The sequence below is a fragment of the Streptomyces sp. NPDC097595 genome, from assembly GCF_044761525.1.
Classification (GTDB): domain Bacteria; phylum Actinomycetota; class Actinomycetes; order Streptomycetales; family Streptomycetaceae; genus Streptomyces; species Streptomyces drozdowiczii_A.
Genome location: NZ_JBIWCN010000026.1, coordinates 14,672 through 37,821, shown reverse-complemented (window position 1 = coordinate 37,821; position 23,150 = coordinate 14,672). Strand labels below are relative to the sequence as shown.

The following is a 23,150-nucleotide window of genomic DNA, read 5'->3' as shown; positions in this document are numbered from 1 at the left end:
CGAACGATGACCTGGTTCTCCCGACGGAACGACGCGTCTTCGGACGTTCCGTCGGAGGCCCCGAACCTCGTGCGGCTCCGGGCGCCCCATTATTCACCAGCCAGGGTTGACCAGCCTCGCCGCTTTCGGCATTGGTCCAGTTCACAGCCGTTACGGACGCTGAACAACTCGGTGCGGATGACGCCGCCGACGCCGGTGTGGAGGCGGACGGTCGTTCGTCGAGTTCATGGTGGTGGGACGGAGACATGGCGTGGCCTGATAGTGATGAGTGCGATGTCGTCGGTAAGGCGATGGGTCCATTGGGTCGCCTCGGATACGAGGTGGCCGACCAAGCGCGCTGGATCGGCCGGAGCGTGACGGATGCGCTCGTCGAGGGGGTAGAAAGCGCCGGAGGCGTCCCGGGCTTCGCTCAGCCCGTCGGTGTACAGCAGAAGGACAGTTCCAGGAGGCAGGGAAACCGTCGAGGGAGCGGGACCGTTTGCCGGATCGAGTACCCCGAAACCGAGGGGCAGGAGGGCGGGCAAGGCCAGAGGTTCGGCCCGCCCCGGACTCAGCAGTAACGGTGGGAGGTGCCCACAGTTGAGGACGCGCACTTCGCGGCTGTCGTCCTCGTGCTCGATCAGGACCGCCGTAGCGAACAGTTCGGCGTCCTCGCGGGCGGCGGCCGTTCGGGCCAGGTGCTGGTCGAGGTGGGTGGCGAGGTCAACAAGGCGTGGCGTGTCGTATGCCCTGCTGCGGAAGCATCCCAGGACGTCGTTGACGATCTGGAGGGCTTCCAGGCCTTTCCCGCGGACGTCGCCGAGCAGGATGCGGCTCCTTCCCGCGCTGTGCGAGACGTCGTAGAAGTCGCCGCCGATGCCGCTTTCAGTGCTGGCCGGCCGGTACAGGCCTTCCAGGTCGAGGGTTCCGAGATGTCGGGGCACGGGGCGAAGCACGGCACGCTGGAGTGCGGTGGCGCCCGCTTGAGTACGGGCCAGCCGCGCGCTCTGGCGACCGCTGATCCATACGGCGATCCCGACGATGACTCCGGTCAGGACGAATACGACCATGGCGAGTGGGCGCTGCGCGTACCGGATCGAACTCAAGGTTGTCACCAGGACGTACTGCACCGCGGCAGCGCCGGCAACGGCCAGCGACACGGCTGATCGACTCAGAACGACGGCGGCCAGAGCCAGACCGGTGACAGTGATCCACAAAAGCTGGCTGATCGTGTCGGTACGCACTTGCGCCAGCACAGTCTCGTAGGGGATGGCGCTGACAGCCGCTCCGCCGAGGATCACGGCAGCCGGGTACACCGAAGCCGCGACCCCGCGTTGAGACACGGGCAGATCGCTCAGATATTCGGTCACCCACGCGATCTGCGCGAGGACGATACCGAAGCCGATCGCCACCGACAGACTGGCTGCGATGGCAGTGGCCGCGGCTGGCCGCTGCTGCGGAAGAATCGACAGCAGGGCCATGCTGACGGCTGAGAGGGTCAGTCCCAGCGCTGATGCCGCCCGAGGCGACACCCGCCGACGAAGGCAGGTAAAGCCGGCCACCGCGCTTCCGACACCGAATCCAGTCCAGGCAACCAGGCTGGCGGCCTGGCCGGCGCCGAGGTCGCTGAGTGACACCAGGAGGATGGTGGCCAGCGCCGACTGCCCGAAACCCCAGACGCCTCCGGCTACGACAGTCGCTGCCCTGTGCTGGCGCCCCTTGTCGGGACGTTCTCTGTTGCGCCACCTCCTCGCCAGCCGCCCCGACCGCTCCCCGCTCGCGAACGCGTGCAACACGATCAACGACAGAGCAAGCAACGTCATGATCTCCGCGTCGAGCCAGTTGCGAAGCGGTGCCGCCTGTAGCCCTGCCCCCAGCACCACGACCAGCGCGGCTCGCGACGCGAAGCCGTCCGGAGGAGCCTGGCGTACTGCCGGAGGGCCCTTCAGCACTCGTAGCCTGTGTGCACCGGGGTAGAGGGCCAGACAGATCAGGATGGGCACCGCCTCCACAGCGCGCCATCCTCCAAGACGGCCGGCTGCCAGCGCCAGCATGATCCCGGCGATCAGAGCCAGAGCGAAGGCGGCAAAAGCCGCGGCCACCGCATGTCTGATCCGGCCCGTGAGATGAGCGGTGGGCACCGCGGCGACACAACCGAGAACCACACCCATGACGGCGGCGCTCTCCACCGCCAGCCCTGCCCAGTACATCCATGCGACCGGGGCCGCCAGCAGAACGGCACCGCCCGCCCCACCGGCGGGAAGACACCACAGCACCACCCTGCGGGTCCCCCACATATCGACGGCCCGCCCCGCCAGCAGTGCGCCGGCCAGAGACGCGGCAACCACCAGGACCTGCGTCGCCGCCCGGGCCGTGAACCCCATACCCAGGGATGAGCCTGCGCGGACCAGCGTGGCACTGTGCAGAGTCGGAGCAAGGAGGCCCAGCGCCGCACCCGCCACAAGCAGCGCCCGCCCAAAGAACCCGAATTCTTCCGTTTTATGAGGATCACGCATGGAAGGCCGCACAGTCATCCCCTAGCTTGCCTTGCAGAGATTACGTCCCGATATCCGCCCTAAGGCGTCTTCTGTTCATCCTGCTTGACGGGATGCCGGCTCCATGGCATGACTCGGCTCTGCCAATCACCGGAGTTCGGGCCGTCAACAGGACTGCCGGTGCGGGAACAGGGCCGGCCTCGACGCGCACGCGCACGCGCGCCGAGAAGCCGGCCGCGTCGCCTCTGTCTGCCGACCGCCCAAGCCGCCATGCCGGCTCCGCCGTCGGGTCCATGCCTGTCGCGGGCGGAAGCGGGCGACCCGGCTGCGGCACACAGAGCCGCGAACTGGCCCTTTGGTGAACATAATTACGTTATGTCTACTTCAGTGAGTGGCGCCTCCCGGTCCGGTTCCGAGCCGGAGGGAGGCGAGCGGCATGCTTCGTGGCTGGAGTTGTTCTTCGATCTGATCGCGGTCGCGGGGGTGGGGCAACTGGCACACCTGCTGCACGCGGGACCGAGCTGGACGTCGCTGGGCCAGTACGCGGTGCTGTTCCTCGCCTTCTGGTTCGCCTGGGTGATGTCGACCATGTACGGGAACGTGGCGGGGAAGCGAACGCGCGTCGTCGCGGTCGTCGCGGGGATGTTCGGGATGGCGGTGATGGCGGCCGCTGTGCCCGGGGTCCACGAGTCCGCCGAGAAGGCACGCGCCTTCGCCCTCGCGTACATCGTGGTGCGGCTCATCGCGTCCCGGGTGTGGAGCGGGCGCCGACAGGTGGTCGCGGATCTGCCGATCATCCAGCTCGGGGCCGGCCTGACGCCGTGGGTGGTGTCGCTGTGGGCGCACGGGGACACCCGGCTGTGGCTGTGGGCGGCGGGACTGGTGATCGACATGGCGGTCATGGCACGCGTCAGCCGTGAGGCGCTCCAGGCGGAGATCGACCAGAAGTGGGCGCACGCGGAGGAGCGCGCGGAACGGTGGGTGCGGCGCGAGGAACGGCGCAGCGCCGCCCTGCCGCCCGAGGAGGCCCGTGCGCGGATCGAACGCGCCCGAAGCAGGATGCGGAAAAAGCCCCAAGTCGTGGCGGCCGATGTCGAGCACCTTTCGGAGCGGCTGGGGCTCTTCGTCCTGATCGTGCTGGGCGAGGGGCTGGTGCAGTCGGTGTCGGCGGCAAGCGAGGAGCCTTGGGACGGCGGGGTACGCGCGGTCGGCATCGGGGTCTTCGTGCTCTTGGTGCTGGTCTGGTCGCTGGCATTGCGCACCGGCGCGTACGGGTTGCCGTTGCTGGCGCCGCGAGCGTTGCCGGTACGGCTGGTGCTGCTGCTGCACTGGCTGTTCGCCGGGGCGGTGGCGGCGCTCGCGGCAGCGTTGGGCCGGGCCGTGGAGCAGGCCGGTGACGTGATGCCGCAGCCCGGCCGGCTGCTGCTGGCCGGTGTGCTCGCGCTGATCCTTGCCACGGCACTGGTGTGCGCGCTGGTGTCCGGCCGGGGCGCGGTGTGGGGCGTGGGGGCGACCGGGCCGGCCTTGGTGGCCGCGGGCGTCCTGGCGGCGGCCCCGGGAGCGCGGGACCCCGAGGGGTTCGGCACCGTGGTGTCGGTGGCGCTGGCGGTGCTCGCCCTTGCCTGGCCGGTGGCCTGGCGGACGTACAGGCCCGGCGCCCCCGCGACAAGGCGGCCCGCCCACGGCGCCGGCCCGGCGGGGTCTTCGGGGTGAGGCGCGGTTTCGCACCCCCCTTGATGACGAACGCGTTCGTTGCGATCGCGGCATGACTGCTGAGCGAGAACCGATCAGCCGCCGTGAACGACCCACGCGCGCCGCGCACGGCGTGGACGAGGCCGCGCACCCGATGATCAGGGCGCACCTGCCGGCGCTGCTGGCCGGCACCCAGGATGACCGGCTGTCCTGGGGCTTCGACCTCGTGATCAACGGGATCATCCGCACCCCCGTCCCGGACGCCACCGACTGAGCCCTCGCGCGCCCCCCTGATGGAGGCCGAGAGCCGGCATCCGCGCACCGCGGCGGTCGTCGGCGGCGGGTTCTTCATCTGCCTCGGCGACGAGCGCGGCTTCCTCGCCCACAAGGAGACCGACGGCAGCCTCCACGTCTACACCGCACTCAGGGCGGACGAAGACTGGCTGGACCCGGTCGACTTCACCGACCTTCCGGCGGCCAAGGAGGCCGTACTCGCCCACTTCGAAGGGTGGGACGAGGCCCTGCGCGGCTTGATCGCCGACGCGGACACGATGGCCCCTCGCCGTATCCACGCCCTGCCTGTCGGCCACCGTTGGGACCGCGTGCCGAGCGTCACCCTGCTCGGCGACGCCGCCCACCTGATGTCGCCCTTCGCCGGCGAGGGCGCGAACCTCGCCATGCTCGACGGCGCCGAACTCGCCTCCGCCAACGACTCCGCCCAGAGCCTGGACACGATGTTCGGCCCGCAGGGCCTGGAGCGGATGACGGCGTTCTTCACCACAGGGTCGGCGGCCCCGTAAACCTCATACGCCCACCGCTGCGCAATGGGTCCTGTAACAGGCCCGGCTTCAGTGTGCTGCTGCGGCAACGCGGTCGCGGAGCACGGCGAACCTTCCCGCAGCGCTCCGGATCTCAAAAGGCGGCAGCAGGAGCACCATGGATGTATGAGTACGCCTGTGGTCATTCACCGTCCGTCCGCGACCGGAGGACGGCGGGTAACCGTCCGCGGGCAGATCGTCGGCCTTGCCCACGACGACCAGGACGTGGTCGAGTTCCTGCGCCGGGCGGGGCTGGCCGACGCCGAGCTGCTTCTGGACGACACGTCCTGGGTGCAGTGGCGGGGCGGCCGTGCGCACCGGTACGAGGCGGCCTGACGCCTTCGCGTCTCGGGTCGACGCGCGCGCGAACACCTGCGTAGGGGCTTACGGGTCCCGGGGCGGCCGGACGGAGCATGTGCCTGGTCGAGCCCGTGCGGGTGACCGCGCTCGTCGTGGCGGGGCCGACCAAGCCATCGGCGGCACCCGGACGCCTCCACCACCTGCGTGTCCGACGCCATCGACGGATCCCACCCTCGGGGTAGGGCACGAGCGGCCGTCGCACCGAGCGGTGCCCGCTCTTCGTACCGCCTCCAGCGACCCGGACGTGCGCCACCGGCCTTGCGGCCTCCGAAGTGGGAACCCCCTCCCCCGCAGGGGCGTTGTCACGGGTTGCGGGGAGGACGAGGGGAGTTGGACCGTGGCGCAGAAGGACTCGCGGGGGCCTTGGCGCCTGCTGCTGGTCGAGGACGACCGGGAGTTGGCCGGCATGCTCTCCGACGTACTGCGGGCCGAGGGATACGCGGTCGACGTGGCGACCGACGGCCAGCAGGGACTGCATCTCGGCCTCTCCCGGCCGTACGACGTGCTCGCCGTCGACCGGCGCCTGCCGGGCCTCGACGGTCTCGACCTGATGGGCCGGTTACGGTCCCGGGGCGTGCGTACGCCCGTGCTGCTGCTGACCGCGATGGGCACCGTGCACGACCGGGTCGACGGGCTGGACGCCGGTGCCGACGACTACCTCGTGAAGCCGTTCGACCTCGACGAACTGAGCGCGCGTTTGCGGGCATTGTGCCGGCGGGCCCTCGATGTCACCGATGTCCTCAGAATAGGCTCGGGACACCTCTACGTCGGCCGCAGGGAAGTCGAGTTGGCGAACGGCGAACAGATCGCCCTCGCGCCCCGGGAGTTCGCTCTGCTGTGGGCGCTCGCCACGCGGCCCGAAACGGTGCACTCCCGGGCCGAGTTGCGCCGCATGGTGTTCCAGGAGGCGCCCGCGTCGTCCATCGTCGACACCTACGTCTACTACCTGCGGCGCAAGCTGGGCAGGAAGGTCGTGCGCACGGTCCGCGGTCTCGGCTACCGCCTGGGGGCGCTGTGAACCCGTCGGCGTCGGGCGAGTGGGCGGCGGTGCGGCGGGCACGCCTGCGGATCTCCGTGATCACCGGAGCGATCATCACGCTGCTGGTCACGGTCGCCGGGGGCGTGGCGCACACGGTGATGGTGGACGCGCAGAACGACCAGGTATGGCGCGAGTTGCGCTACGGCGCGATGTACGGCGACCCGGTCAAGCCTCCCGTATGCACCTGGCTGTACGCACCCGGCGTGGAACCCCTGTCCAACGCTCCGCTCGGCTTCCCCCTGCGCGCCGACATGGAGGAGGTACGCGGCACCCGTGAGGCAGTGGAGCGCACCGTGGAACGCGACCACACGGTCTATCTGGTGCGCACGCAGGCCCGGGCCGACGGTGAGGTCGTGCAGGCCGTGTTCGACATGCGCTTCCAGCTGGCCGACCGCAGCCATCTGTGGTTCGCGCTCGCGGTGGCCGAAGCGGTGGGGCTGCTGGCCGCAGTCGTCACGGGGGCGCTCCTCGGGCGTCGTGCCGTGGCCCCGCTGGCGGAGGCCCTGGCCCGCCAACAGCGGTTCGTCACGGATGCCAGTCACGAGCTGCGCACCCCGGTCACCCAGGTGCACACGCGGGCGCAGATGCTGGCGCGGCAGGCTGCCGACCAGGATCTGCCGGGTCCTCATCGCGACACGCTGGCCCGGCTGGTCGCTTCGACCGGGCGGCTCGGCGAGGTGCTCGACGACCTGCTGCTGTCCGCGAGCCTCGCCGCCGGCCCGGTACGGGGATCGGAGCACCGGCCGGTCGAACTGGTCGCGCTGGCCCGGTCGGTGGTGGCCGAGGAATCGGACCGGGTGCGCGCGTGTCGTCTCACCGTCGTCGTGGACGGTCCTCCGCACCCTCTCTTCGTCGACGGCGTCCCGTCCGCCCTGCGCCGCGCCTTCGGCGAGTTGCTGTCCAACGCGATCCGCCACACCCCGGACGAAGGACGGATCGACATGATCCTCTCGCGCTCGGGAGGAACGGTGCGCCTGGTCGTCGCGGACAACGGCCCCGGGTTCGAGCCCGCCGCGGTGGAGCAGTTGTTCCGGAGGTTCCACCGCGGCAGCGGCGACGGCGGGCGTTACGGGTTGGGGCTGGCGCTGCTGCGGGAGGTCGTCACACGCCACGGGGGTACGGTCGCGGCCGACGGGCACCCCGGCCAGGGGGCCAGGTTCACCATCCGCCTCCCGGAGTGCGCGGCCCCGCCCGGCGTCCCGGCCGAGGCGCGGCCGGTCGAGGTGCACCCGGTCACGGCGACTCATGGGCGGCGACCAGGAGGGCCGCGGCGCGGACGTCCCGGTCCAGTGGGCGGTCCGGGTCGACCGGGGGAATCGCCTCGATGAGAGCGTCGAGGAGTTCGGCGCACCGGGGCGCGGTGGGGCGACGGGCTCCGACGTGGACCGCCTGGCGCAGACCGAGCGCGAGCGATCCGATGAGCAGGCCGAGGAGTTCCGCCATGTCGTAGGAACGCAGGGCGGCCTGGGTGCCGAAGGGGACGACGTCCTGGTTGTGCAGGTTCGTCGGCAGGCTCTGCATGCCTGCCGGTGTGGCGTTGCGGCGGATCTCCGCGACGAACGCGGTGGCGGCCAGTTGCACACCTTGGAGCCCGTGCTGGAGGCCCGGTGCCGTGGCGAGCATCGGCGGCAGTCCCCCGTTGCGCGCCGGGTCGGTCAGCAGGTCGAGCTGGCGTTCGGCGAGATTGCCCAGCTGGGCTGTCACGGACGCCAGCAGGTCGGCCGCGAACGCGGCGGGCTGGCCGAAGAAGTTGCCGCCGTGCACCACTTTCCCCTCCCGGTCGTCATGGCCGGGAAAGAAGAGGGGGTTGTCGCTGACGCCGCCTAGGTCGGCGGCGACCACGCCGTCGACGTAGCACAGCGCGTCCTCCGCGGCACCGAGCAACTGTGGGGTGCAGCGGATGCTGTACGGCTCCTGAAGCGGTCGGTTTCCCGAGGGGCCGAGGCCGGTGAGGGTGCGCCGCATGCGCGCGCCGGCGTCGACCGCCCCGGCGTGCCCGTAGGCCCGTAGCAGGTCGTCGTCCAGGAAGCCCGGGTCGCAGCCCAGCAGGTCGGCCATGAGGCAGGTGAGGGCCATGAGCGAGCGGTGTGCGTCGCGGACACGGTCACGGGCCAGCGCCAGGGCCGCGGTGGTGACGGAGGTCCCGTTGACGAGGGCGAGCGCGTCGCGGCCGTCCAGGTCGAGTGGGCGCAGTCCGGCGGCGGTCAGCGCCTCGTCGGCCGGCATGCGGCGGCCGTCCAGGTACGCGTACCCGCGCCCGCGGAGGGCCTGGGTCGCGTAGGCGAGCGGGATGAGGTCGCCGCTCGCGCCGACGGAGCCGTAGCGGGGGACGGCCGGGGAGAACGTCGTCGCGAACATGGCGGCGAGGCGGTCGACGACCTCGCCGGAGACTCCGGAGAAGCCCCGGGAGAGCGACCAGGCGCGCAGCAGGAGGGCGGCGCGGCAGATCTCGTGGGGCAGGTCCGGTCCCTGGCCCGCCCCGAGGTGGGCCAGGGTGTTGTCGCACTGGTCCGCCTCGTGGGGGCGGCCGGCGTACCCGACGAGCGCACCGAAGCCCGTGGTGGCGCCGTAGATGGGGCGGGTCCCGCTGCCGTCGCCGTGCCGCAGCCCGTGGAAGAGGCGGCGTCCTCGGTCCACACGGTCTCGGGCCGGGGCGTCCACGGTGACGGTGAGCGGTGTGGCGGCCCGGCGCAGGGCTGCGGAGTCCAGAGGGCCGGTGAGGGAGAGGGAGTCCGTGGTGGTGGGCACGTCCGGAAAGGTAGGCGGGGAATCTCAGAGTGCTCTGAAAACGGGTGGCTAGCTTCCGGGGCATGACCCATGACTACCTGATCATCGGTGCGGGGCCCGCCGGACTTCAGCTCGCCTCCCTGCTGGAGCGGGACGGCGGGGACTACGTCGTCCTGGAGCGCGGCAGCGGTCCGGGTACGTTCTTCACCCGGTTCCCCAGGCACCGTTACCTCATCTCGAACAACAAGGTGCACACGGGTTACGAGGATCCGGAGCTGAGGCTGCGGATGGACTGGAACTCCCTGCTGAGCGACGATCCGGAACTGTTGTTCACCCGGTACAGTCCCCGCTACTTCCCGCCCGCCGACGACCTGGTGCGCTATCTGTCGGACTTCGCCTCCCGGACCGGGGTGCGCGTGCGGTACGACACGGAGGTCACGAAGGTCTCCAGGCGAGGGGAGGGCTTCGCCGTCACGGATCACACGGGCAAGGTGTGGCGGGCCCGGCATCTGGTGGTCGCCACCGGGATGTCCGTCCCGAACCTGCCCGCGATCCCGGGCGTCGAACTGGCCGAACGCTACGACACCATCGACACCGATCCCCAGTCCTTCACCGACCAGCGGGTGCTCATCATCGGCCGGGGCAACTCCGCCTTCGAGACGGCGGAGAACCTGATGGAGACGGCTGCGGTCATCCACGTCGTCGGCTCGGGCTCCCTGAAGATGGCGTGGCGGACTCACTATGTGGGACATCTGCGCGCCGTCTACAACAACTTCCTGGACAGCTACCAGTTGAAGTCTCAGAACGCGCTTCTCGACGGCCGGGTCCTGGCCATTCGGCGTGACCAGGACGGTTTTCACGTCCCGGTCGCCTTCGAGCGGGTCGACGAGGTGGTCAAGGAGATCCGTTACGACCGGGTGATCGTCGCGACCGGCTTCCGGTTCGACGCCTCGGTCTTCGACGACACCTGCGCACCGGCCCTGATCGTCGACGGCCGTTTCCCCGAGCTGACGCCGCTCGGGGAGTCGGTCAACGTACCCGGCCTCTATTTCGCGGGGACGCTGATGCAGGGGCGCTCCTTCGGGAAGGCGACGACCGGCTTCATCCACGGCTTCCGTTACGCGGTGCGCGCGCTGCACCGCGGACTGCGGCAGCGCCACGTCGGCGTTCCCTGGCCCACGACGGTGATCGGGGACTCCACCGCGCGGGCCGTCGACGCGGTGATCGGCCGGGTGAACCGTTCCTCGGCGCTGTGGCAGCAGTTCGCCGTCCTCGGTGACCTGCTGCTGCTCGCCCCGGACGGCACGTTCCGCTACGCCGAGGAAGTACCCGTCGACCATGTGCCGGGGGCGGTGCGGGCCGGGGAGTTCGGTGAGGTGGAGGCGTACGCGGTGATCACCCTGGAATACGGGGAGGACCACGACCGGGTGGACCCCTTCGACGTCGGCGCCGGCCGCAAGTCCCAGCAGGACGTGTCGGGCCTGGACGGCCGCTATCTGCATCCGGTCGTCCGCTGGTACCGGGACGGTGCGTTCGTGGCCGACCACCACCTCACCGAGAACCTGGAGAACGAGTGGGACAGCGAGGAGGTCCACCGCGCCCCGCTGGACGCCTTCCTCACCGCCCGTCGCAACCCGGCCGCCCCGGTGGCGCCGTGACGCTCCGCGAACTGCACGAAAGGGCCCGGGAGGTACTGGACCCGGTCGTCTACGACTACGTCGCGGGCGGCGCGGGCGAGGAGCGCGCCCTCCTCGAGAACGAGCGGGCGTTCGACCGGTACGCGCTGCTGCCGCGGGTGCTGCGTGGTGGCGTGGGCCGGGAGACCGGCGTCGATCTGCCGGGCGCCCCGAACGCGTCCCCGGTGATCGTGGCACCGACCGCCTTCCACCGGCTGGTGCACCGGTCCGGTGAGCGGGCCACGGCGCGTGCGGCCGCCGCCGAGGGCGCCGTGCTGGTGACGGGAACGGCGGCCACCATCGCGGTGTCCGATGTCGTCGCGGCGGCGCGCGAAGCGGCCCCGGATCCGGCCGTGTGGTTCCAGCTGTACCTGCATTCCCGCCCGGAGGTCACCGGAGCGCTCGTCCGGCGTGCCGAGGACGCCGGCTGCACGGCCTTGGTGGTGACCGTCGACTCGCCGGTGTTCGGCCGGCACACGCGGGACCTGCGCAACGGGTTCACCGACCTGCCGCCCGGATACGCCGCGGAGAACATGCGCGACCTGCCCGGGTCCGAACCCGGTGGGCTCACCGCCATCCCGATGTCCGCCGCGCTCCGCTGGCCGGACCTCGCCGAGGCCGTACGCACCACCTCGCTCCCCGTACTGGTCAAGGGGATCCTCCATCCGGACGACGCGCGCCTCGCCGTCGAGCACGGCGCGGCCGGGGTGATCGTCTCCAATCACGGCGGCCGCCAGTGCGACGCGGTCCCGGGGGCCGTGGACTGCCTGGCGGCGGTCGCCGATGCGGTCGCGGGCCGGGTCCCGGTCCTGCTCGACGGCGGGGCGCGCCGGGGAAGCGACGTCGCGGTGGCCCTCGCGCTCGGTGCGAGGGCCGTCGGCGTCGGACGTCCGGTGGTGTGGGGCCTGGCCGCCGACGGGGAGGCGGGCGTGCGGCGGGTCCTCGCGACGCTGCGCGACGAGTACGACCACACGCTCGCCCTGTGCGGTGGCCGCCGGAACACCGATCTGGTACCCGGCATGGTGGTACGGAGGGGTGGAACGTGGTGAAGGCCCGGGCGGGCACGGACGCGTGGTGGCTGCCGCGCGCCGTGGTGGCGCTGCGCGTCCACATCTTCGAGAAGGTCAACGGGGACCGGGCGGTGACCCTCCCGAACGCCGCGCACGGTCCAGAGGTGTTCGAGCGGGTCTATGCCCACCCGCACGCGGACGGCCGTAGTGAGGGAGCGGGGCTCTCCGACCTGTTCTGGTACTGGCTGGCCCCGGGACCGGAGGTGCACCAGGAGCACCTGGAGCCCGGTGCGCGCTACCAGGACGTGGCGGCGACCACGCGGCGCATCGTCGCCGGGAACTCGGCGGATCTCGCGGCGGCTGCCGCCCGCGCCGTCGCGGACGCGCTGGACGCGGTGCCGGACACACGGATCAGTCTCGTACGACTGCGGGACCTGATGATGCCCGCGTGGGCCGCGTTCTGCTACGAACTGGTCTTCCAGGAGCCGTGCCCGCCGCCGGCCCGGAAACTGATCACCGCGCACGCCAATGACGTGATATCCGCGCTGAAATGCACCGGTCTGCGCCATCCGCGCCGCCGGGCCCGGCTCACCGGCTACCTGCGGGACCGGGTCGCGGCCGGCGACGTACCGCACCGGCTGCCGCCCTCCCTGTCGGTGCCGGAGCAGGTGCACTACCTGCAGGGCACCTTCTTCAACACGGCGGTCGTGCAGCTGTCCGAGGCGACCGCGCACGTCCTGCTCGCTGTCGCCCGCCACCCGGAGGTGCAGCGGCGCCTTCGCGCGGATCCGGAGGACGACACGTATCTGACGCGGGTGCTCGACGAGACGATGCGTCTGTATCCGCTGTTCGGCATCGCCCACCGCATCACCACCGGCGACATAGCACTGGACGCGGAGACGGTTCTGCCGACCGGGTCCGTGGTGTGCTTCAGCTACCCCGGCTATCACGCCACCGGATACGAACGGCCGGACGAGTTCGATCCGGACCGCTGGGCGGACCTGGCCGTCAAGGACGCCCATCACATCCCGTACGGCGTGGCGGCCAACCGCCCCTGCCCGGCCTGGCGGCTGTCGCCGCTCGCGCTGCGCGCCGCGGTACGGGAGGTGCTGCACCGGTTCCGGCTGGACTCGACGGTCTCCCACACGCGCTCCATTCCGCACCGGGCGCCGTGTCTGCTGATCCCGCACGGCCTGCCGCCCCGGCCCCGCCGCTTGGGCGCGCTCCGCGGCTTCGTCCGGCTGCGTGACGGGGTGGAGGACGTCACTCGGGGCGTCCGCCAACTGCTCCTCGGCACGGTGATGGTCCTGCACGCCCGCAAGCAGCGCCCGGCCACACGGCACTTCGAAGGGCGGCGGACCGGAGGGTGTCCCGTCCACCAGGTGGAGAGAGGGAACGGATGACGCCCCGTGAACCACGCCCGTCCTCGCCCGCCCGGCCCCCGTCGCTGATCGCTCGGCCGCTGATGTTCTGGGCAGGTGTGGCCCTCACCTGTACGGGCGTCGGCCAGCACGTGTGGATGTTCGTCGATTCCCGGTCGATGGGCTTTCACATGGCGATGATGGGGATGTCCGGCGTGATGTGGGCCGCGATGGCCGCCATCGTCGTGGGCGTGGTGGTCTCGGGGCGCGCGGTCGTGCAGAGCCCCGGTCGGATTCCGGCCGGGACCGCCGTTCCGGACGGGACAACGCAGGGCCACCGGCGCCGTCTCATCGGGGTGCTGAGCTTCGCGCTGATGGTGGACCAGATGAAGCCCGCCACCCTGGCGTTCATCCAGCCGGGCATGCGCGAGGAGTTCCAGCTCAGCGCCGCCGAGATCTCCTGGCTGCCGACGGTCGCGCTGAGCGGCACCGTACTGGGATCACTCATCGGGGGCCGCTCGGCCGACCGGATCGGACGCAGGGCGACGATCCTCATCGCGTCCCTGCTCTTCCTCGGTACGACGGTGTGCGGGGCCATGCCGTCCTTCGGCGGCATCCTGGTCATGTGCGCGCTGATGGGGATGGCGGCCGGAGGCATGCTGCCCGTCGTATACGCCCTGATGACCGAAAGCCTGCCGCCGGGACGGCGCGCCGCCGTCATGGTGCTGCAGGCCGGGCTCACCACCACCGGCGGCTACATGGCGGCCGCCGGTCTGGCCTCGTTGCTGATCCCGGTGACGGGATGGCGTGTCCTGTGGTTCGCGCAGCTCCCGCTGGTACTGATCCTCATCGCGCTGAACCGGTGGATCCCGGAGTCGGCGGCCTTCACCGCCCAGCGGGCGACGCGCGGGCATGTCCGCGCGTCCGTCCTTTTCACACACCCTCAGACGACCAGGACGCTGGTCGTCAGCGGTTACGCCCTCGCCTGGGGCCTCGTCTACTGGGGGTTCATCACCTTCCTGCCCAGCCAGCTGGAGGCATCGCACGAGGGAGGCATGTCCGCCGCCACCCTGCTCTTCCTGTCCTCACTTCTGTCCATCCCGACCTGTGTGGTGGCGGCGTGGCTCTACAAGCGCTGGTCGGCGAAGGGCACCATGGCCCTGTACGCCGCCCTCACCGTCACGGCGCTGCTCGTCCTGGCCGCAGTGGGGATGGACGGCAGCGAGCCGATCCTCCTGACCGCGGTGATTCTCCTGTTCGCCGGTACCGCCGGGGTCATCGCTCTCATCGGTCCCTACACGGCGGAGATCTTCCCCCTGGCCATCCGGGGAACCGCCGGCGGCTGGGCGGCGGCGGTCGGCAAGTCCGGAGGTGCCTTCGGGCCCCCGCTCATCGCTCTGGTGCTTTCGGCGCCGGGGGGCATGCGCACCGCCGCGCTGCTCGTCGCGCTGCCGATGGCCCTGGCAGGCGGAGCCGTGGCGCTGCGCGGCAGCAACCCGCGTACGGCTGTGGCGTCGCCCGACGAAGCCGCTCGGCTGGAGGCCGAACTCGACGATCTGGTGCGCGGCGAGGCCGTGGCCGTGGAGCGGGCCGATCCGGCGGCGCCCGCGAAGGGCCGGGACGGCGGTGCGGCGCTCTGAGACATGGCGAAGGACCGGCCCCGCTCTCGTGACGAGGGCGGGGCCGGTTTGCTAGCTACCCTGGGCGAGCCGCTGCTTGTCGGGCTTTCCGGCGGCGGTGAGCGGTACCTCTTCGATGACGGTGAGCCGGGCCGGCGCGGATTCCTCCCCCACGCCCGCTGCCACCAGCGCCCGCAGTTCGGCGAGGTCCGGCGCGCGCCCGGCCGCGGGCACGACGAACGCGTGGACGGCTTCGCCCGTACGGTCGTCCGGTACGGCCACGACATACGCCTCGGCCACCGAGGGGTGGCTGGAGAGCAGCCGCTCGACGGGCCCGGCGTAGTACACGTTGGCGTTGACGATGATCACGTCCCGGGTCCGTCCGGTGAGCCACAGCCGGCCCGACGCGTCGAGGTGGCCGAGGTCGCGGGTACGCACCCATCCGCCGGAGTACACGTCGGCGGTGAGGGCGGGTTCCTGCCAGTAGCCATGGCTCTGGGACGGGGTGCGCGCGAAGAGCTCACCGTCGGTGCCGGGCGGGACCGGGTGACCCGAGGCGTCACGGATCTCCAGTTCCACGGGCGGCACTCCGAGAGAGCCCGGCGGATCCTCCGGGGTGGCCATCGAGATCATGCCGGTCTCGGTCTGGCCGTAGCCGTGGAAGACGACCGGGCCGAGCACTTCGGCGGCCTCGCGCACGCGCCCCGGTTCCAGCGGCGACCCCGACACCATCAGCGCGCGCAGCGCGCCGAGGTCCACCGGCGCCGTACGCTGCGCCGCCACCAGCTTCGTCAGCCGGGCGACCGTGATCACGCTCGCGGTCGCCCGGTGACGCACCAGGGCGTCGGGGAAGTCCGGGGGGTCGGCGGTGACGAGGGTGCCGCCGGCTGCCAGCGCCAGCAGTCCGTACTCCATCATCACTTGGCTGGCCAGGGTGCCGAACACCAGGAACCGGTCGAGGTGCCCGGCGAGTTCGCGGACGGCCGGAGGCCAGGCGTCCGGTCGGTGCGCCCACCCGGCGGTCATCGCCGCGTACGTCTGGGCGCACGCCTTGGGGAGGCCGGTGCTGCCGCTGGTGTGCAGGAGCCGGGCGGTGTCCCCGGGCCGGGCCAGCACCCGCGGCCGGACTCCGTCGTCTGTCGCCGCCAGCAGGTCGTCGAGCGCGAGGGTCAGGCCGTTCCCCCGCTCACCGGCCGTGGGGGGTCGGTCGGTGACGGTCACGCCGACGTCTCGCACGATGTGTTTACGCTGCTCCTCGGTCAGGCCGGGCCGTACGCCGACGACCCGTGCGCCGACGACGTGGGCGGCGATGATCGCAGCGAATGCTCCGGGGCCGACGCCCGACAGCACGGCCACGCCGTCGCCGGGTCCGACGCCGTGTCCGCGCAGGCCGTTCACCGCGCGCCGCACGGTGCCGAGGAGCTGGGTACCGGAGACCTCCACGCCCGCATGCTCGAACACCGTCCGGTCACCCGCCACGTCGAGGATGTCGAGTACGGCGCCGGGGAACTGCTCAGTCAAGGCACTCCTTCACAAAGGTGGCGAGCGGCTGCCGGTGGATCTCCGGCAGGTTCCAGTCGTTCTCCAGGTTCTCCGCGAGGTGGTGGGTACCGGCGAGGACACCGTCCCGGTAGTGGCGGACGACGGGATGGAGATACGTGGAGTCCATCGCGTGGTCCACGTCGTTCTCGACGACGCGCGGGACGCTCACGTCGAAAGGGTCGGTCCGGTCGTGGTCGGCCCCGTACTCCAGGTCGACGACGAACCGGTGCAGGGCGGGCCCCAGACCGCCGTCGGTGACGTAGTCCAGCGGGACCTCGGCCTGGAACACGGCCCGGTCGCCGTCCACACCGACCACATCGCCGAGGAATCCGAACTGCTGCCAGAGCCCCGACGAGCGGTTGACCCGGTCGATGAGGGCGTCCGCGATCGCGTCCGGTGTCGCGGTGAACGTGCGGGCCGGCCAGGGGGTGTCGAGATGCTGAGCGCTGAGGATGCGGTGCAGGGCTCTCACCGCGTAGCGGAAGCCGTGGATGAAGCCGTTGGTGGACTTCTTGAAGTCCCGCTGCTGCATCAGCGTGCCGGCGAAGTAGAGGTCCGGTACGTCGACCGACTCGAATGACGAGGTCTGCTCGGGGAACCGGTCGTTGATGACGAGCGACGGGCGGCAGGTCTCGTCGAAGACGGACGCGTCGAAGCGGAAGCCGGTGCAGACGATGACCCGGTCGTAAGCGAGCTCGCGCAACGGCTCGGCGGTGCGGGCGTAGCGCAGCATGACCCGATAGCCGCCGCTCTCCGCCTTCTCGATGCTCTCGACGGTGCCGTCGAGCACGGCGTTCTGCGACTTGAGTTGGTAGGTGTCGAGGAAGTTGTTGTTCACCGCGCGCAGGTGCCCCAGGTAGTGGGTCTTCCAGGCGAGCTTGACCGAGTGCGGACCGGCGACATGGATGACCGCGGCCTTCTCGATGAGGCTGTCGGCGGTTTCGAACGCGGAGTTCCCCTTGCCGATGACCAGCACCCGCTGGTTGGTGAAGGACGCGGGGTCCGGGTCGAAGGTGTCGTACCGCTCGGCGAGTTCGACTCCCGGGATGGGGGGTTCGTAGAGCCGGGAGATCCCCGTCGCCATGACGAGCCGCCTGGCCTGCCAGGTACGTCCGTCGCCGCCGCGCACGGTGAAGACGCCGTCCGCCCGGGTGACCCGGACGACTTCCGTCCCATACTCGACGCGTACGCCGGTACGGGCCGCGAAGTCGGCCAGGTAGCGCACCAGGTCGTCCGCCGGCGGGAAATAGCGCTCGCTGTACCGGGTGAAGAGCAGCTCCGGGTCGTCGCTGAGCAGCGAGTTCCAGTCCATGCGCAGATTGAGTTCCGGGTCGGTGAAGCCCGTGTTCACCTTGTTGATCGATATCAGCCGGCGATGGCGTGGGTACCGGGTGAAGAAGGTCCCCGGTCCGCTCCCCCTCTCCAGGACGATGTAGTCGCGCCCGTCGCGTTCGAGCAGGGCGGCGAGCTGAAGTCCGGCCGGTCCGGCCCCGATGATGAGAAAGTCGCGCACCATGGGCCCGGACGCTAGCGACGCGAAATCAGAAGGCTCTGAGATTCGGTGGCCGTTTCCCGGTGCGAGCCGCCCGCCCACGCCCTGGGCCGATCGTGTGCCGGCCGGATGACCGGTGGGCGCCGCCCCGGTGGTCGGTCTGCCCGACCGGCCACCGGCTGGCGCTCCAGGACCAGCCCTGATGGCAGCCACCTCAGCCACGTGAATGCTCTATTTTTTTCATCTGTATGACGAGCTCTTGCGACGACGTGTTCACGTCAATACAGTTCCCCGCGTAAAGTTGCAGCGCTGCCGGCGGCCCGATCGCGACCCCGCCGGGCGCCGCAGTGGTCAACTGGACGAAGGGGCTCTCGGTGGGATTCACGCGGCGTACGTTCTTACAGGCGGCGACAGCGGCCGGGCTGACAGGAGCCATAGGGGCCGCGGGAGCGGCATTCGCGAGCACGGCCTCCGCGGCTGACCGCTCGGGCGATGTGGTCGGCAAGGTGACCGTGGGATATCAGGGCTGGTTCGCCTGCGAAGGTGACAGCGCCCCGATCGACGGCTGGTGGCACTGGGCCCGGAACTGGGGGCAGACACCTTCTCCGTCCAACCAAGCCATCGTTGCCTGGCCCGATGTCCGTGACTACCCGACCACGTACCGCACCGGCTTCGGAAACCTCGGCAACGGGCAGCCGGCCTCGCTGTTCTCCTCCTACGACCAGTCCACCGTCGACGTGCACTTCCGGTGGATGAAGCAGTACGGCATCGACGCCGCGGCCCTCCAGCGCTTCAACCCCACCGGCGGCGAAGGACCGACACGCGACGCCATGGCGAGCAAGGTACGCGCCGCCGCGGAGGCCGAGGGCGTCAAGTTCTACATCATGTACGACGTGTCCGACTGGACGACCATGCAGAGGGACATCAAGACCGACTGGACCGCCAAGATGCGTGCGCACACCGCCTCTTCCGCGTACGCGCGGCAGGACGACAAGCCGGTGGTGTGTATCTGGGGCTTCGGCTTCAACGACGCCCAGCGGCCGTTCACCCCGGAAGCGTGCCTGGACGTGCTGAACTGGTTCAAGGCCCAGGGCTGCTACGTCATCGGCGGGGTTCCGACCTGGTGGCGGACGGGCGACCGGGACTCCCGGCCGGGCTTCAGTGGTGTCTACCACGCCTTCGACATGCTCTCGCCGTGGCTGGTGGGCCGGATCGGCAACGCCGGTGACGCCGACAACTTCTACAACGTCGCCACCGTGCCCGACCTCGCCGAGTGCACCGCGCACGGCATCGACTACCAGCCGTGCGTCCTCCCCGGCGGGGTCACCGAACGCCAGCGCGCCCACGGCGACTTCATGTGGCGGCAGTTCTACAACATGGGCCGGGCCGGGGTGCCCAGCGTCTACATTTCCATGTTCGACGAGTACAACGAGGGCAACCAGATCGCCAAGACCGCGGAGTCCCAGGACTGGGTGCCCGCCGGGTCGGGCTTCCTCGCGCTCGACGAGGACGGCACCGCCTGCTCGTCCGACTACTACCTGCGGCTGACCGGCGACGGCGGCCGCATGCTCAAGGGCCGGCTCCCCGTCACCGCCACCCGGCCGACCCCACCGCTTGCCGGCGGCAACGGCAACCAGCCGCCGACCGCCCCCGGCAATCCGCGCGCCACCACCGTCACCGACACCACCGTCGTCCTGGCCTGGACCGCCTCGACGGACGACTCCGGCGTGACGGGGTACCGCGTGCGCCGGATCACCGGTGACACCGCTACCCCCGTGGGCACCGCTCCGGGGAGCACCACCACCTACACGGTGAGCGGCCTCTCCCCCTCGACCTCGTACACCTTCGACGTCCAGGCGCTCAACTCCGCAGGCTCCGTGTCCGCGGCCTCGGCCCGGGTCACCGTCACCACGGCGGCCGGCGGCGGCACCCCCACCGGCGACTTGGCGCTGCGCCGGCCGGTCTCGGAAAGCAGTCACACCCAGACGTACGGCGCGAGCAACGCCGTGGACGGCGATCCGGGCACCTACTGGGAGAGCGCCAACGACGCCTTCCCTCAGTGGCTCCAGGTCGACCTGGGCAGCACCACAGGTGTCCGCCGCGTCGTCCTCGCCCTGCCGCCGTCCAACAGCTGGGGCGCGCGGACGCAGACCATCACCGTCCAGGGCAGCACCGACGGCACCTCATTCTCCGCGCTGCGCGGCAGCACGGACTGCTCCTTCGACCCGCTCACCGGGAACACCGCCACTCTGACCCTGCCCGCCTCCACGACCACCCGCCATCTGCGGCTCATCTTCACCGCCAACACGGGCTGGCCCGCCGGCCAGCTCGCCCAGCTCCAGGTGTACGGCGCCTGACAATGGGGCCAGGGCAGCAGGGGCCGTGCGGTACACCGCGGCGGGCGGTCACCGGTTTGACGCCCAGGGCCCACACGAGGCGGCAGTACCTGTCGTGGTCGTAGCAGCGGCCGCCGAGCACCGCGTCAGGCCGCCGACGCGGCCGCGCAACCAGGCCCGCGGCGTTCAGGAGGCAGAACGGCGGTACACCTGCCGCGAGCCTCCTTCCGGACCCGGTGCCGTCATTTCTGCGGGTGTGAAGCCCAGACGCTCGTAGAAGATGCGGGCGCCGCTGGCACTGGCTCCTGGATGGTCGGGGCCGAAGGTGATGACTTCGGTGGTCACCGGCTTCTGGGCGAAGCGCTGGGTCGCGGCTGCCATGAGTGCGCGGCCCACTCCGCCGACTCGTGCTTCCTTCGAGACGACCAGCCAGTCCACGTGGTGAACCGGAGCGCAGTCGTCGTAGAGCAGCCCTCCCAGCAGAGGTCCGCTCACCGGTCGGCCGATGGTGAGTGGAGCCGACGGATCGGGCTCAGTGGGACGGGCTACCAATGCGGTGCCGCGCCGCAGGTGTGTACGCAGGGCCTCATGGAACCCCGGTAGCCGACTCAGTGCGGTGAACGCGATCGGCGGACCGCCCGAGGACGAACGGAAGATCCACTGAATTGCATCGGCGTCGCATGCCGTTGCATGCGGCGCCGACGCTGGAGTGGCGGTCAACAGCTGAGGTTGCCGCCGGTGGGGACGCCGAGGAGCGAAGTGAAGCTCTGATAGGTGTTGATGCGGCTCTGGACCTGGGCGGGGTTGCCGCCGTTGCACTCGATCGAGCCGTTGATGGAGCGGATCGTCTCACCGAAGCCGGCGCCGTTCACCATGGCGTTGTGGGGGGTCATGGTGCCGGGGCCGCTCTGGGTGTTCCAGTACCAGAGGCCGGTCTTCCAGGCCACGGCCGAGTCTGTCTGCACCAGGTTCGGATTGTGCAGCAGGTCGATGCCGAGCGCGTCGCCCGCGGCCTTGTAGTTGAAGTTCCAGCTGAGCTGGATCGGACCGCGTCCGTAGTACGCGGCCTGGCCCGCCGGGCAGCCGTAGGGCTGGCTGCTGTCGCAGTAGTGCGGGTAGTTGGCGGTGTTCTGCTCGACGATGTACACCAGCCCGCCGGTCTCGTGGCTGACGTTGGCGAGGAAGGCCGCGGCCTCCTGCTTCTTGACGGTGTCACTGCCGGTGTTCGCGAAGCCCGGGTACGCGCTGAGGGCAGCGGTCAGCCCGCTGTACGTGTAGAACGAGTTCCGGTTCGGGAACATCTGGTTGAACTGCGCCTCGCTGACCACGAACGAGCCGTTGGTGGGCGGGTTCGTACCACCGCCGGTGCAGCTGTACGGGTCCCAGTACCAGGTGCTGATCGTCGGGTCGTAGCCCGGGTTGTCGTGCGATGCCTTGTAGTAGCTGCCATTCGTGTACTTGACGATGTCACCGGCCACGTACGCCCGCCCGGCCGTCCAGGCGGGATAGTCGCAGCTACTGCTCCCGCCGCCGGAGCCGCTGCCGCAGGACCCCAGGTCGGCCCAGACCTGCGCCGAGCCCGGCGTCTCGCCCTGGGTCCACCACTTTGCCTGCCAGTTGTGCCCCTGGTACGAAGCGCTCATACCACCGGTGTAGACCGAGGAGGAATTCCACCCTGCCGCGCACGTCGCCGCCGAGGCCGGGGAAGCCATCGGGCTGAGCAGGGAAAGGCCCAGCGCGAGAGCGAGCGCCGCAAAGAGCGCGAAGAGACGGGGTCTGGACATACAGCCACTCCTTCAGGGGGTTGAGTGGGACGAGACAGACACAAGCAATATGGTATGGACCTGTCAAGGTCTAGACCAGAAACTCACGGCCCGCGGAGGCTGGCGAGGCTCGGCAAGAGATCGCCCGGGTCACCTCACCGTGGTCAACTTCGTCTCTGCCGAGCCTTGTTCTCCCCACCGTCCAACCTGGAGCGATGCATGACTGCCGGTCCTGGTCGGACACATGGATGCTGATGCGGCGCCCGCGATCGGCCACCACGGCCTCGCCGAGCAGGCCCGTCGCGGACTCGACCGCTTCCACGTCCGGCTGGGCGTGATCGACGGGACGGCCTGCCCCTGACTAAGCGTGCACCCCGCTCGCTGTGCCGCGGCGCCCCTCCCCCGCCAGCCGTTCCCGGAGGTGGCGGGCGGCGAACTCGACGAAAGGGCGGCTCTCCATCAAGCGGCACTCAGCGGCACCGATGACGCCGACGCGCACCAGCCCCGCCCTTTCGGCCTCCGCGCCGACGCCCGGGAAGTGCCGTCCGTTGTCGTCGCCCACGTCCGGCACTTCGACCCAGACCCGTTCACCGTCGACGACGTACGGGAAGCGGCGCAGCTTGCGGCGGTGGTTGGGGATCAAGGACTCGGCGTAGTGCAGGAAGGAGTTGCGGTTGTGGCCCACGCCCAGCAGCAGGATGTGGGCGCCGAGTTCGTGCAGCCGGTCGAACGGCGAGCCGCGCCCCACCGCGTAGGCCAACGGCTGCCGGGCAGTGATGTCGCGGGCCAGGGGGCCCAGCGCCGCGACGGATGCCTGCGGGTGGGAACTGCGCAGCCGGACGGGGGCGGCGAGCACGGCAGTGGGTATCGCGCCCATGAGGGTAGGCAGCCGGTCATGGAACAGGGGCACGGCCGCCCGGTCCGCGTCGATGTCCGCTCCTGCGTCGGGCCCCGTCTGCGGATGCGGATCCCGTACCGCGTCCCCGGTGAACGCGGGCACCACCACGGTGCCCCGTGGACCGAGATGTTCGCGCAGTGCGGTCAGGAGCGTCGCGGCGCCGCCCTCGACGCGGCCGAAGGCGGACAATGAGGCGTGCACGATCACCGTCGCACCGGCAGGCAGCCCGAGCGCCTCGAACCCGGCGCGCAGGTCGATTCCCGTAACCGGCATGGTTGCGTCGCGGTGGTGCTGCATCATGCGCTGCTCCTTAATGAAAGAGCCCCGGGCCGGCCGGCCATGG

The 23,150-nt window shown here is 70.7% G+C and carries 17 protein-coding genes and 1 pseudogene; 11 read left to right on the top strand and 7 right to left on the bottom strand.

Features of this window, described 5'->3' with window-relative positions; genetic code table 11:
* Positions 1 to 224 precede the first annotated feature (224 nt).
* A complete protein-coding gene (locus ACIQZN_RS31290) occupies positions 225 to 2,495 on the bottom strand; it encodes a PP2C family protein-serine/threonine phosphatase (RefSeq protein WP_404001113.1) in 2,271 nt (756 codons plus the stop codon).
* Between the two features lie 354 nt (positions 2,496 to 2,849).
* Between ACIQZN_RS31290 and ACIQZN_RS31285 the strand changes: the two genes are divergently transcribed.
* The 6 genes and pseudogenes from ACIQZN_RS31285 to ACIQZN_RS31260 all read left to right on the top strand — a co-directional run bounded on the left by ACIQZN_RS31285 (position 2,850) and on the right by ACIQZN_RS31260 (position 7,711).
* Positions 2,850 to 4,187 (top strand): low temperature requirement protein A, encoded by a 1,338-nt coding sequence (locus ACIQZN_RS31285; RefSeq protein ID WP_404001110.1) that lies wholly within the window; start codon positions 2,850 to 2,852, stop codon positions 4,185 to 4,187.
* A 52-nt stretch (positions 4,188 to 4,239) separates the two neighbouring features.
* Positions 4,240 to 4,440, top strand: a complete 201-nt coding sequence (locus ACIQZN_RS31280; protein ID WP_404001107.1) for a hypothetical protein — start codon at positions 4,240 to 4,242, stop codon at positions 4,438 to 4,440.
* 16 nt (positions 4,441 to 4,456) lie between these two features.
* Positions 4,457 to 4,966, top strand: a pseudogene (locus ACIQZN_RS31275) (FAD-dependent oxidoreductase); the annotation flags it as partial.
* A 144-nt stretch (positions 4,967 to 5,110) separates the two neighbouring features.
* Positions 5,111 to 5,320 carry a hypothetical protein gene (locus tag ACIQZN_RS31270; RefSeq protein WP_404001104.1) on the top strand — a complete coding sequence of 70 codons (210 nt, stop codon included), beginning with the start codon at positions 5,111 to 5,113 and terminating at the stop codon, positions 5,318 to 5,320.
* A gap of 361 nt (positions 5,321 to 5,681) precedes the next feature.
* A complete protein-coding gene (locus ACIQZN_RS31265; RefSeq protein WP_404001101.1) occupies positions 5,682 to 6,362 on the top strand; it encodes a response regulator transcription factor in 681 nt (226 codons plus the stop codon).
* Positions 6,359 to 7,711: a sensor histidine kinase gene (locus tag ACIQZN_RS31260; protein WP_404001099.1), complete on the top strand. Its 1,353-nt coding sequence runs from the start codon at positions 6,359 to 6,361 to the stop codon at positions 7,709 to 7,711. The genes ACIQZN_RS31265 and ACIQZN_RS31260 overlap by 4 nt, the downstream gene beginning before the upstream one ends.
* On the opposite strand, the gene ACIQZN_RS31255 is transcribed toward ACIQZN_RS31260, so the two are convergent.
* Complete coding sequence (locus ACIQZN_RS31255; RefSeq protein WP_404001096.1) at positions 7,617 to 9,131, bottom strand: aromatic amino acid ammonia-lyase; 1,515 nt, start codon at positions 9,129 to 9,131, stop codon at positions 7,617 to 7,619. The two genes, ACIQZN_RS31260 and ACIQZN_RS31255, sit on opposite strands and share 95 nt — an antisense overlap.
* A 62-nt stretch (positions 9,132 to 9,193) precedes the next feature.
* Here ACIQZN_RS31255 and ACIQZN_RS31250 point away from each other — a divergent pair, with 62 nt between their 5' ends.
* The 4 genes from ACIQZN_RS31250 to ACIQZN_RS31235 are packed head-to-tail and all read left to right on the top strand — an operon-like array spanning position 9,194 to position 14,797.
* Positions 9,194 to 10,768 (top strand): FAD-dependent oxidoreductase, encoded by a 1,575-nt coding sequence (locus tag ACIQZN_RS31250; RefSeq protein ID WP_404001093.1) that lies wholly within the window; start codon positions 9,194 to 9,196, stop codon positions 10,766 to 10,768.
* On the top strand, positions 10,765 to 11,835 hold the full coding sequence (locus ACIQZN_RS31245; protein ID WP_404001090.1) for an alpha-hydroxy acid oxidase: 1,071 nt from the start codon (positions 10,765 to 10,767) through the stop codon (positions 11,833 to 11,835). Before ACIQZN_RS31250 ends, ACIQZN_RS31245 begins: the two co-directional genes overlap by 4 nt.
* Positions 11,829 to 13,199: a cytochrome P450 gene (locus ACIQZN_RS31240; RefSeq protein WP_404001087.1), complete on the top strand. Its 1,371-nt coding sequence runs from the start codon at positions 11,829 to 11,831 to the stop codon at positions 13,197 to 13,199. Before ACIQZN_RS31245 ends, ACIQZN_RS31240 begins: the two co-directional genes overlap by 7 nt.
* Complete coding sequence (locus ACIQZN_RS31235; protein WP_404001085.1) at positions 13,196 to 14,797, top strand: MFS transporter; 1,602 nt, start codon at positions 13,196 to 13,198, stop codon at positions 14,795 to 14,797. Before ACIQZN_RS31240 ends, ACIQZN_RS31235 begins: the two co-directional genes overlap by 4 nt.
* A 51-nt stretch (positions 14,798 to 14,848) precedes the next feature.
* On the opposite strand, the gene ACIQZN_RS31230 is transcribed toward ACIQZN_RS31235, so the two are convergent.
* Both ACIQZN_RS31230 and ACIQZN_RS31225 read right to left on the bottom strand, forming a co-directional pair.
* Positions 14,849 to 16,297, bottom strand: a complete 1,449-nt coding sequence (locus tag ACIQZN_RS31230; protein WP_404001082.1) for a class I adenylate-forming enzyme family protein — start codon at positions 16,295 to 16,297, stop codon at positions 14,849 to 14,851.
* Positions 16,290 to 17,834, bottom strand: a complete 1,545-nt coding sequence (locus ACIQZN_RS31225) for an NAD(P)-binding domain-containing protein (protein WP_404001080.1) — start codon at positions 17,832 to 17,834, stop codon at positions 16,290 to 16,292. Before ACIQZN_RS31225 ends, ACIQZN_RS31230 begins: the two co-directional genes overlap by 8 nt.
* A gap of 350 nt (positions 17,835 to 18,184) precedes the next feature.
* Between ACIQZN_RS31225 and ACIQZN_RS31220 the strand changes: the two genes are divergently transcribed.
* The gene (locus ACIQZN_RS31220; protein ID WP_404001078.1) at positions 18,185 to 20,167 is read left to right on the top strand and encodes a discoidin domain-containing protein; all 1,983 of its coding nucleotides are present in this window, start codon (positions 18,185 to 18,187) and stop codon (positions 20,165 to 20,167) included.
* A 165-nt stretch (positions 20,168 to 20,332) separates the two neighbouring features.
* Here the strand turns inward: ACIQZN_RS31220 and ACIQZN_RS31215 are convergent, their stop codons facing one another.
* The 3 genes from ACIQZN_RS31215 to ACIQZN_RS31205 all read right to left on the bottom strand — a co-directional run bounded on the left by ACIQZN_RS31215 (position 20,333) and on the right by ACIQZN_RS31205 (position 23,107).
* On the bottom strand, positions 20,333 to 20,803 hold the full coding sequence (locus ACIQZN_RS31215; RefSeq protein WP_404001289.1) for a GNAT family N-acetyltransferase: 471 nt from the start codon (positions 20,801 to 20,803) through the stop codon (positions 20,333 to 20,335).
* Between the two features lie 59 nt (positions 20,804 to 20,862).
* On the bottom strand, positions 20,863 to 21,930 hold the full coding sequence (locus ACIQZN_RS31210; protein ID WP_404001075.1) for a glycoside hydrolase family 19 protein: 1,068 nt from the start codon (positions 21,928 to 21,930) through the stop codon (positions 20,863 to 20,865).
* Positions 21,931 to 22,270: 340 nt separating this feature from the next.
* Complete coding sequence (locus tag ACIQZN_RS31205; protein ID WP_404001072.1) at positions 22,271 to 23,107, bottom strand: aminoglycoside N(3)-acetyltransferase; 837 nt, start codon at positions 23,105 to 23,107, stop codon at positions 22,271 to 22,273.
* Between the last annotated feature and the right edge of the window lie 43 nt (positions 23,108 to 23,150).

What these genes read in the sequence shown, in the direction of transcription:
- ACIQZN_RS31290 (WP_404001113.1), bottom strand. Translation starts at nt 2,495, where the DNA reads ATGCGTGATCCTCATAAAACGGAAGAATTCGGGTTCTTTGGGCGGGCG.
- ACIQZN_RS31235 (WP_404001085.1), top strand. Translation starts at nt 13,196, where the DNA reads ATGACGCCCCGTGAACCACGCCCGTCCTCGCCCGCCCGGCCCCCGTCG.
- ACIQZN_RS31210 (WP_404001075.1), bottom strand. Translation starts at nt 21,930, where the DNA reads ATGTCCAGACCCCGTCTCTTCGCGCTCTTTGCGGCGCTCGCTCTCGCG.
- ACIQZN_RS31205 (WP_404001072.1), bottom strand. Translation starts at nt 23,107, where the DNA reads ATGATGCAGCACCACCGCGACGCAACCATGCCGGTTACGGGAATCGAC.
- ACIQZN_RS31270 (WP_404001104.1), top strand. Translation starts at nt 5,111, where the DNA reads ATGAGTACGCCTGTGGTCATTCACCGTCCGTCCGCGACCGGAGGACGG.
- ACIQZN_RS31250 (WP_404001093.1), top strand. Translation starts at nt 9,194, where the DNA reads ATGACCCATGACTACCTGATCATCGGTGCGGGGCCCGCCGGACTTCAG.
- ACIQZN_RS31285 (WP_404001110.1), top strand. Translation starts at nt 2,850, where the DNA reads ATGTCTACTTCAGTGAGTGGCGCCTCCCGGTCCGGTTCCGAGCCGGAG.
- ACIQZN_RS31280 (WP_404001107.1), top strand. Translation starts at nt 4,240, where the DNA reads ATGACTGCTGAGCGAGAACCGATCAGCCGCCGTGAACGACCCACGCGC.
- ACIQZN_RS31225 (WP_404001080.1), bottom strand. Translation starts at nt 17,834, where the DNA reads ATGGTGCGCGACTTTCTCATCATCGGGGCCGGACCGGCCGGACTTCAG.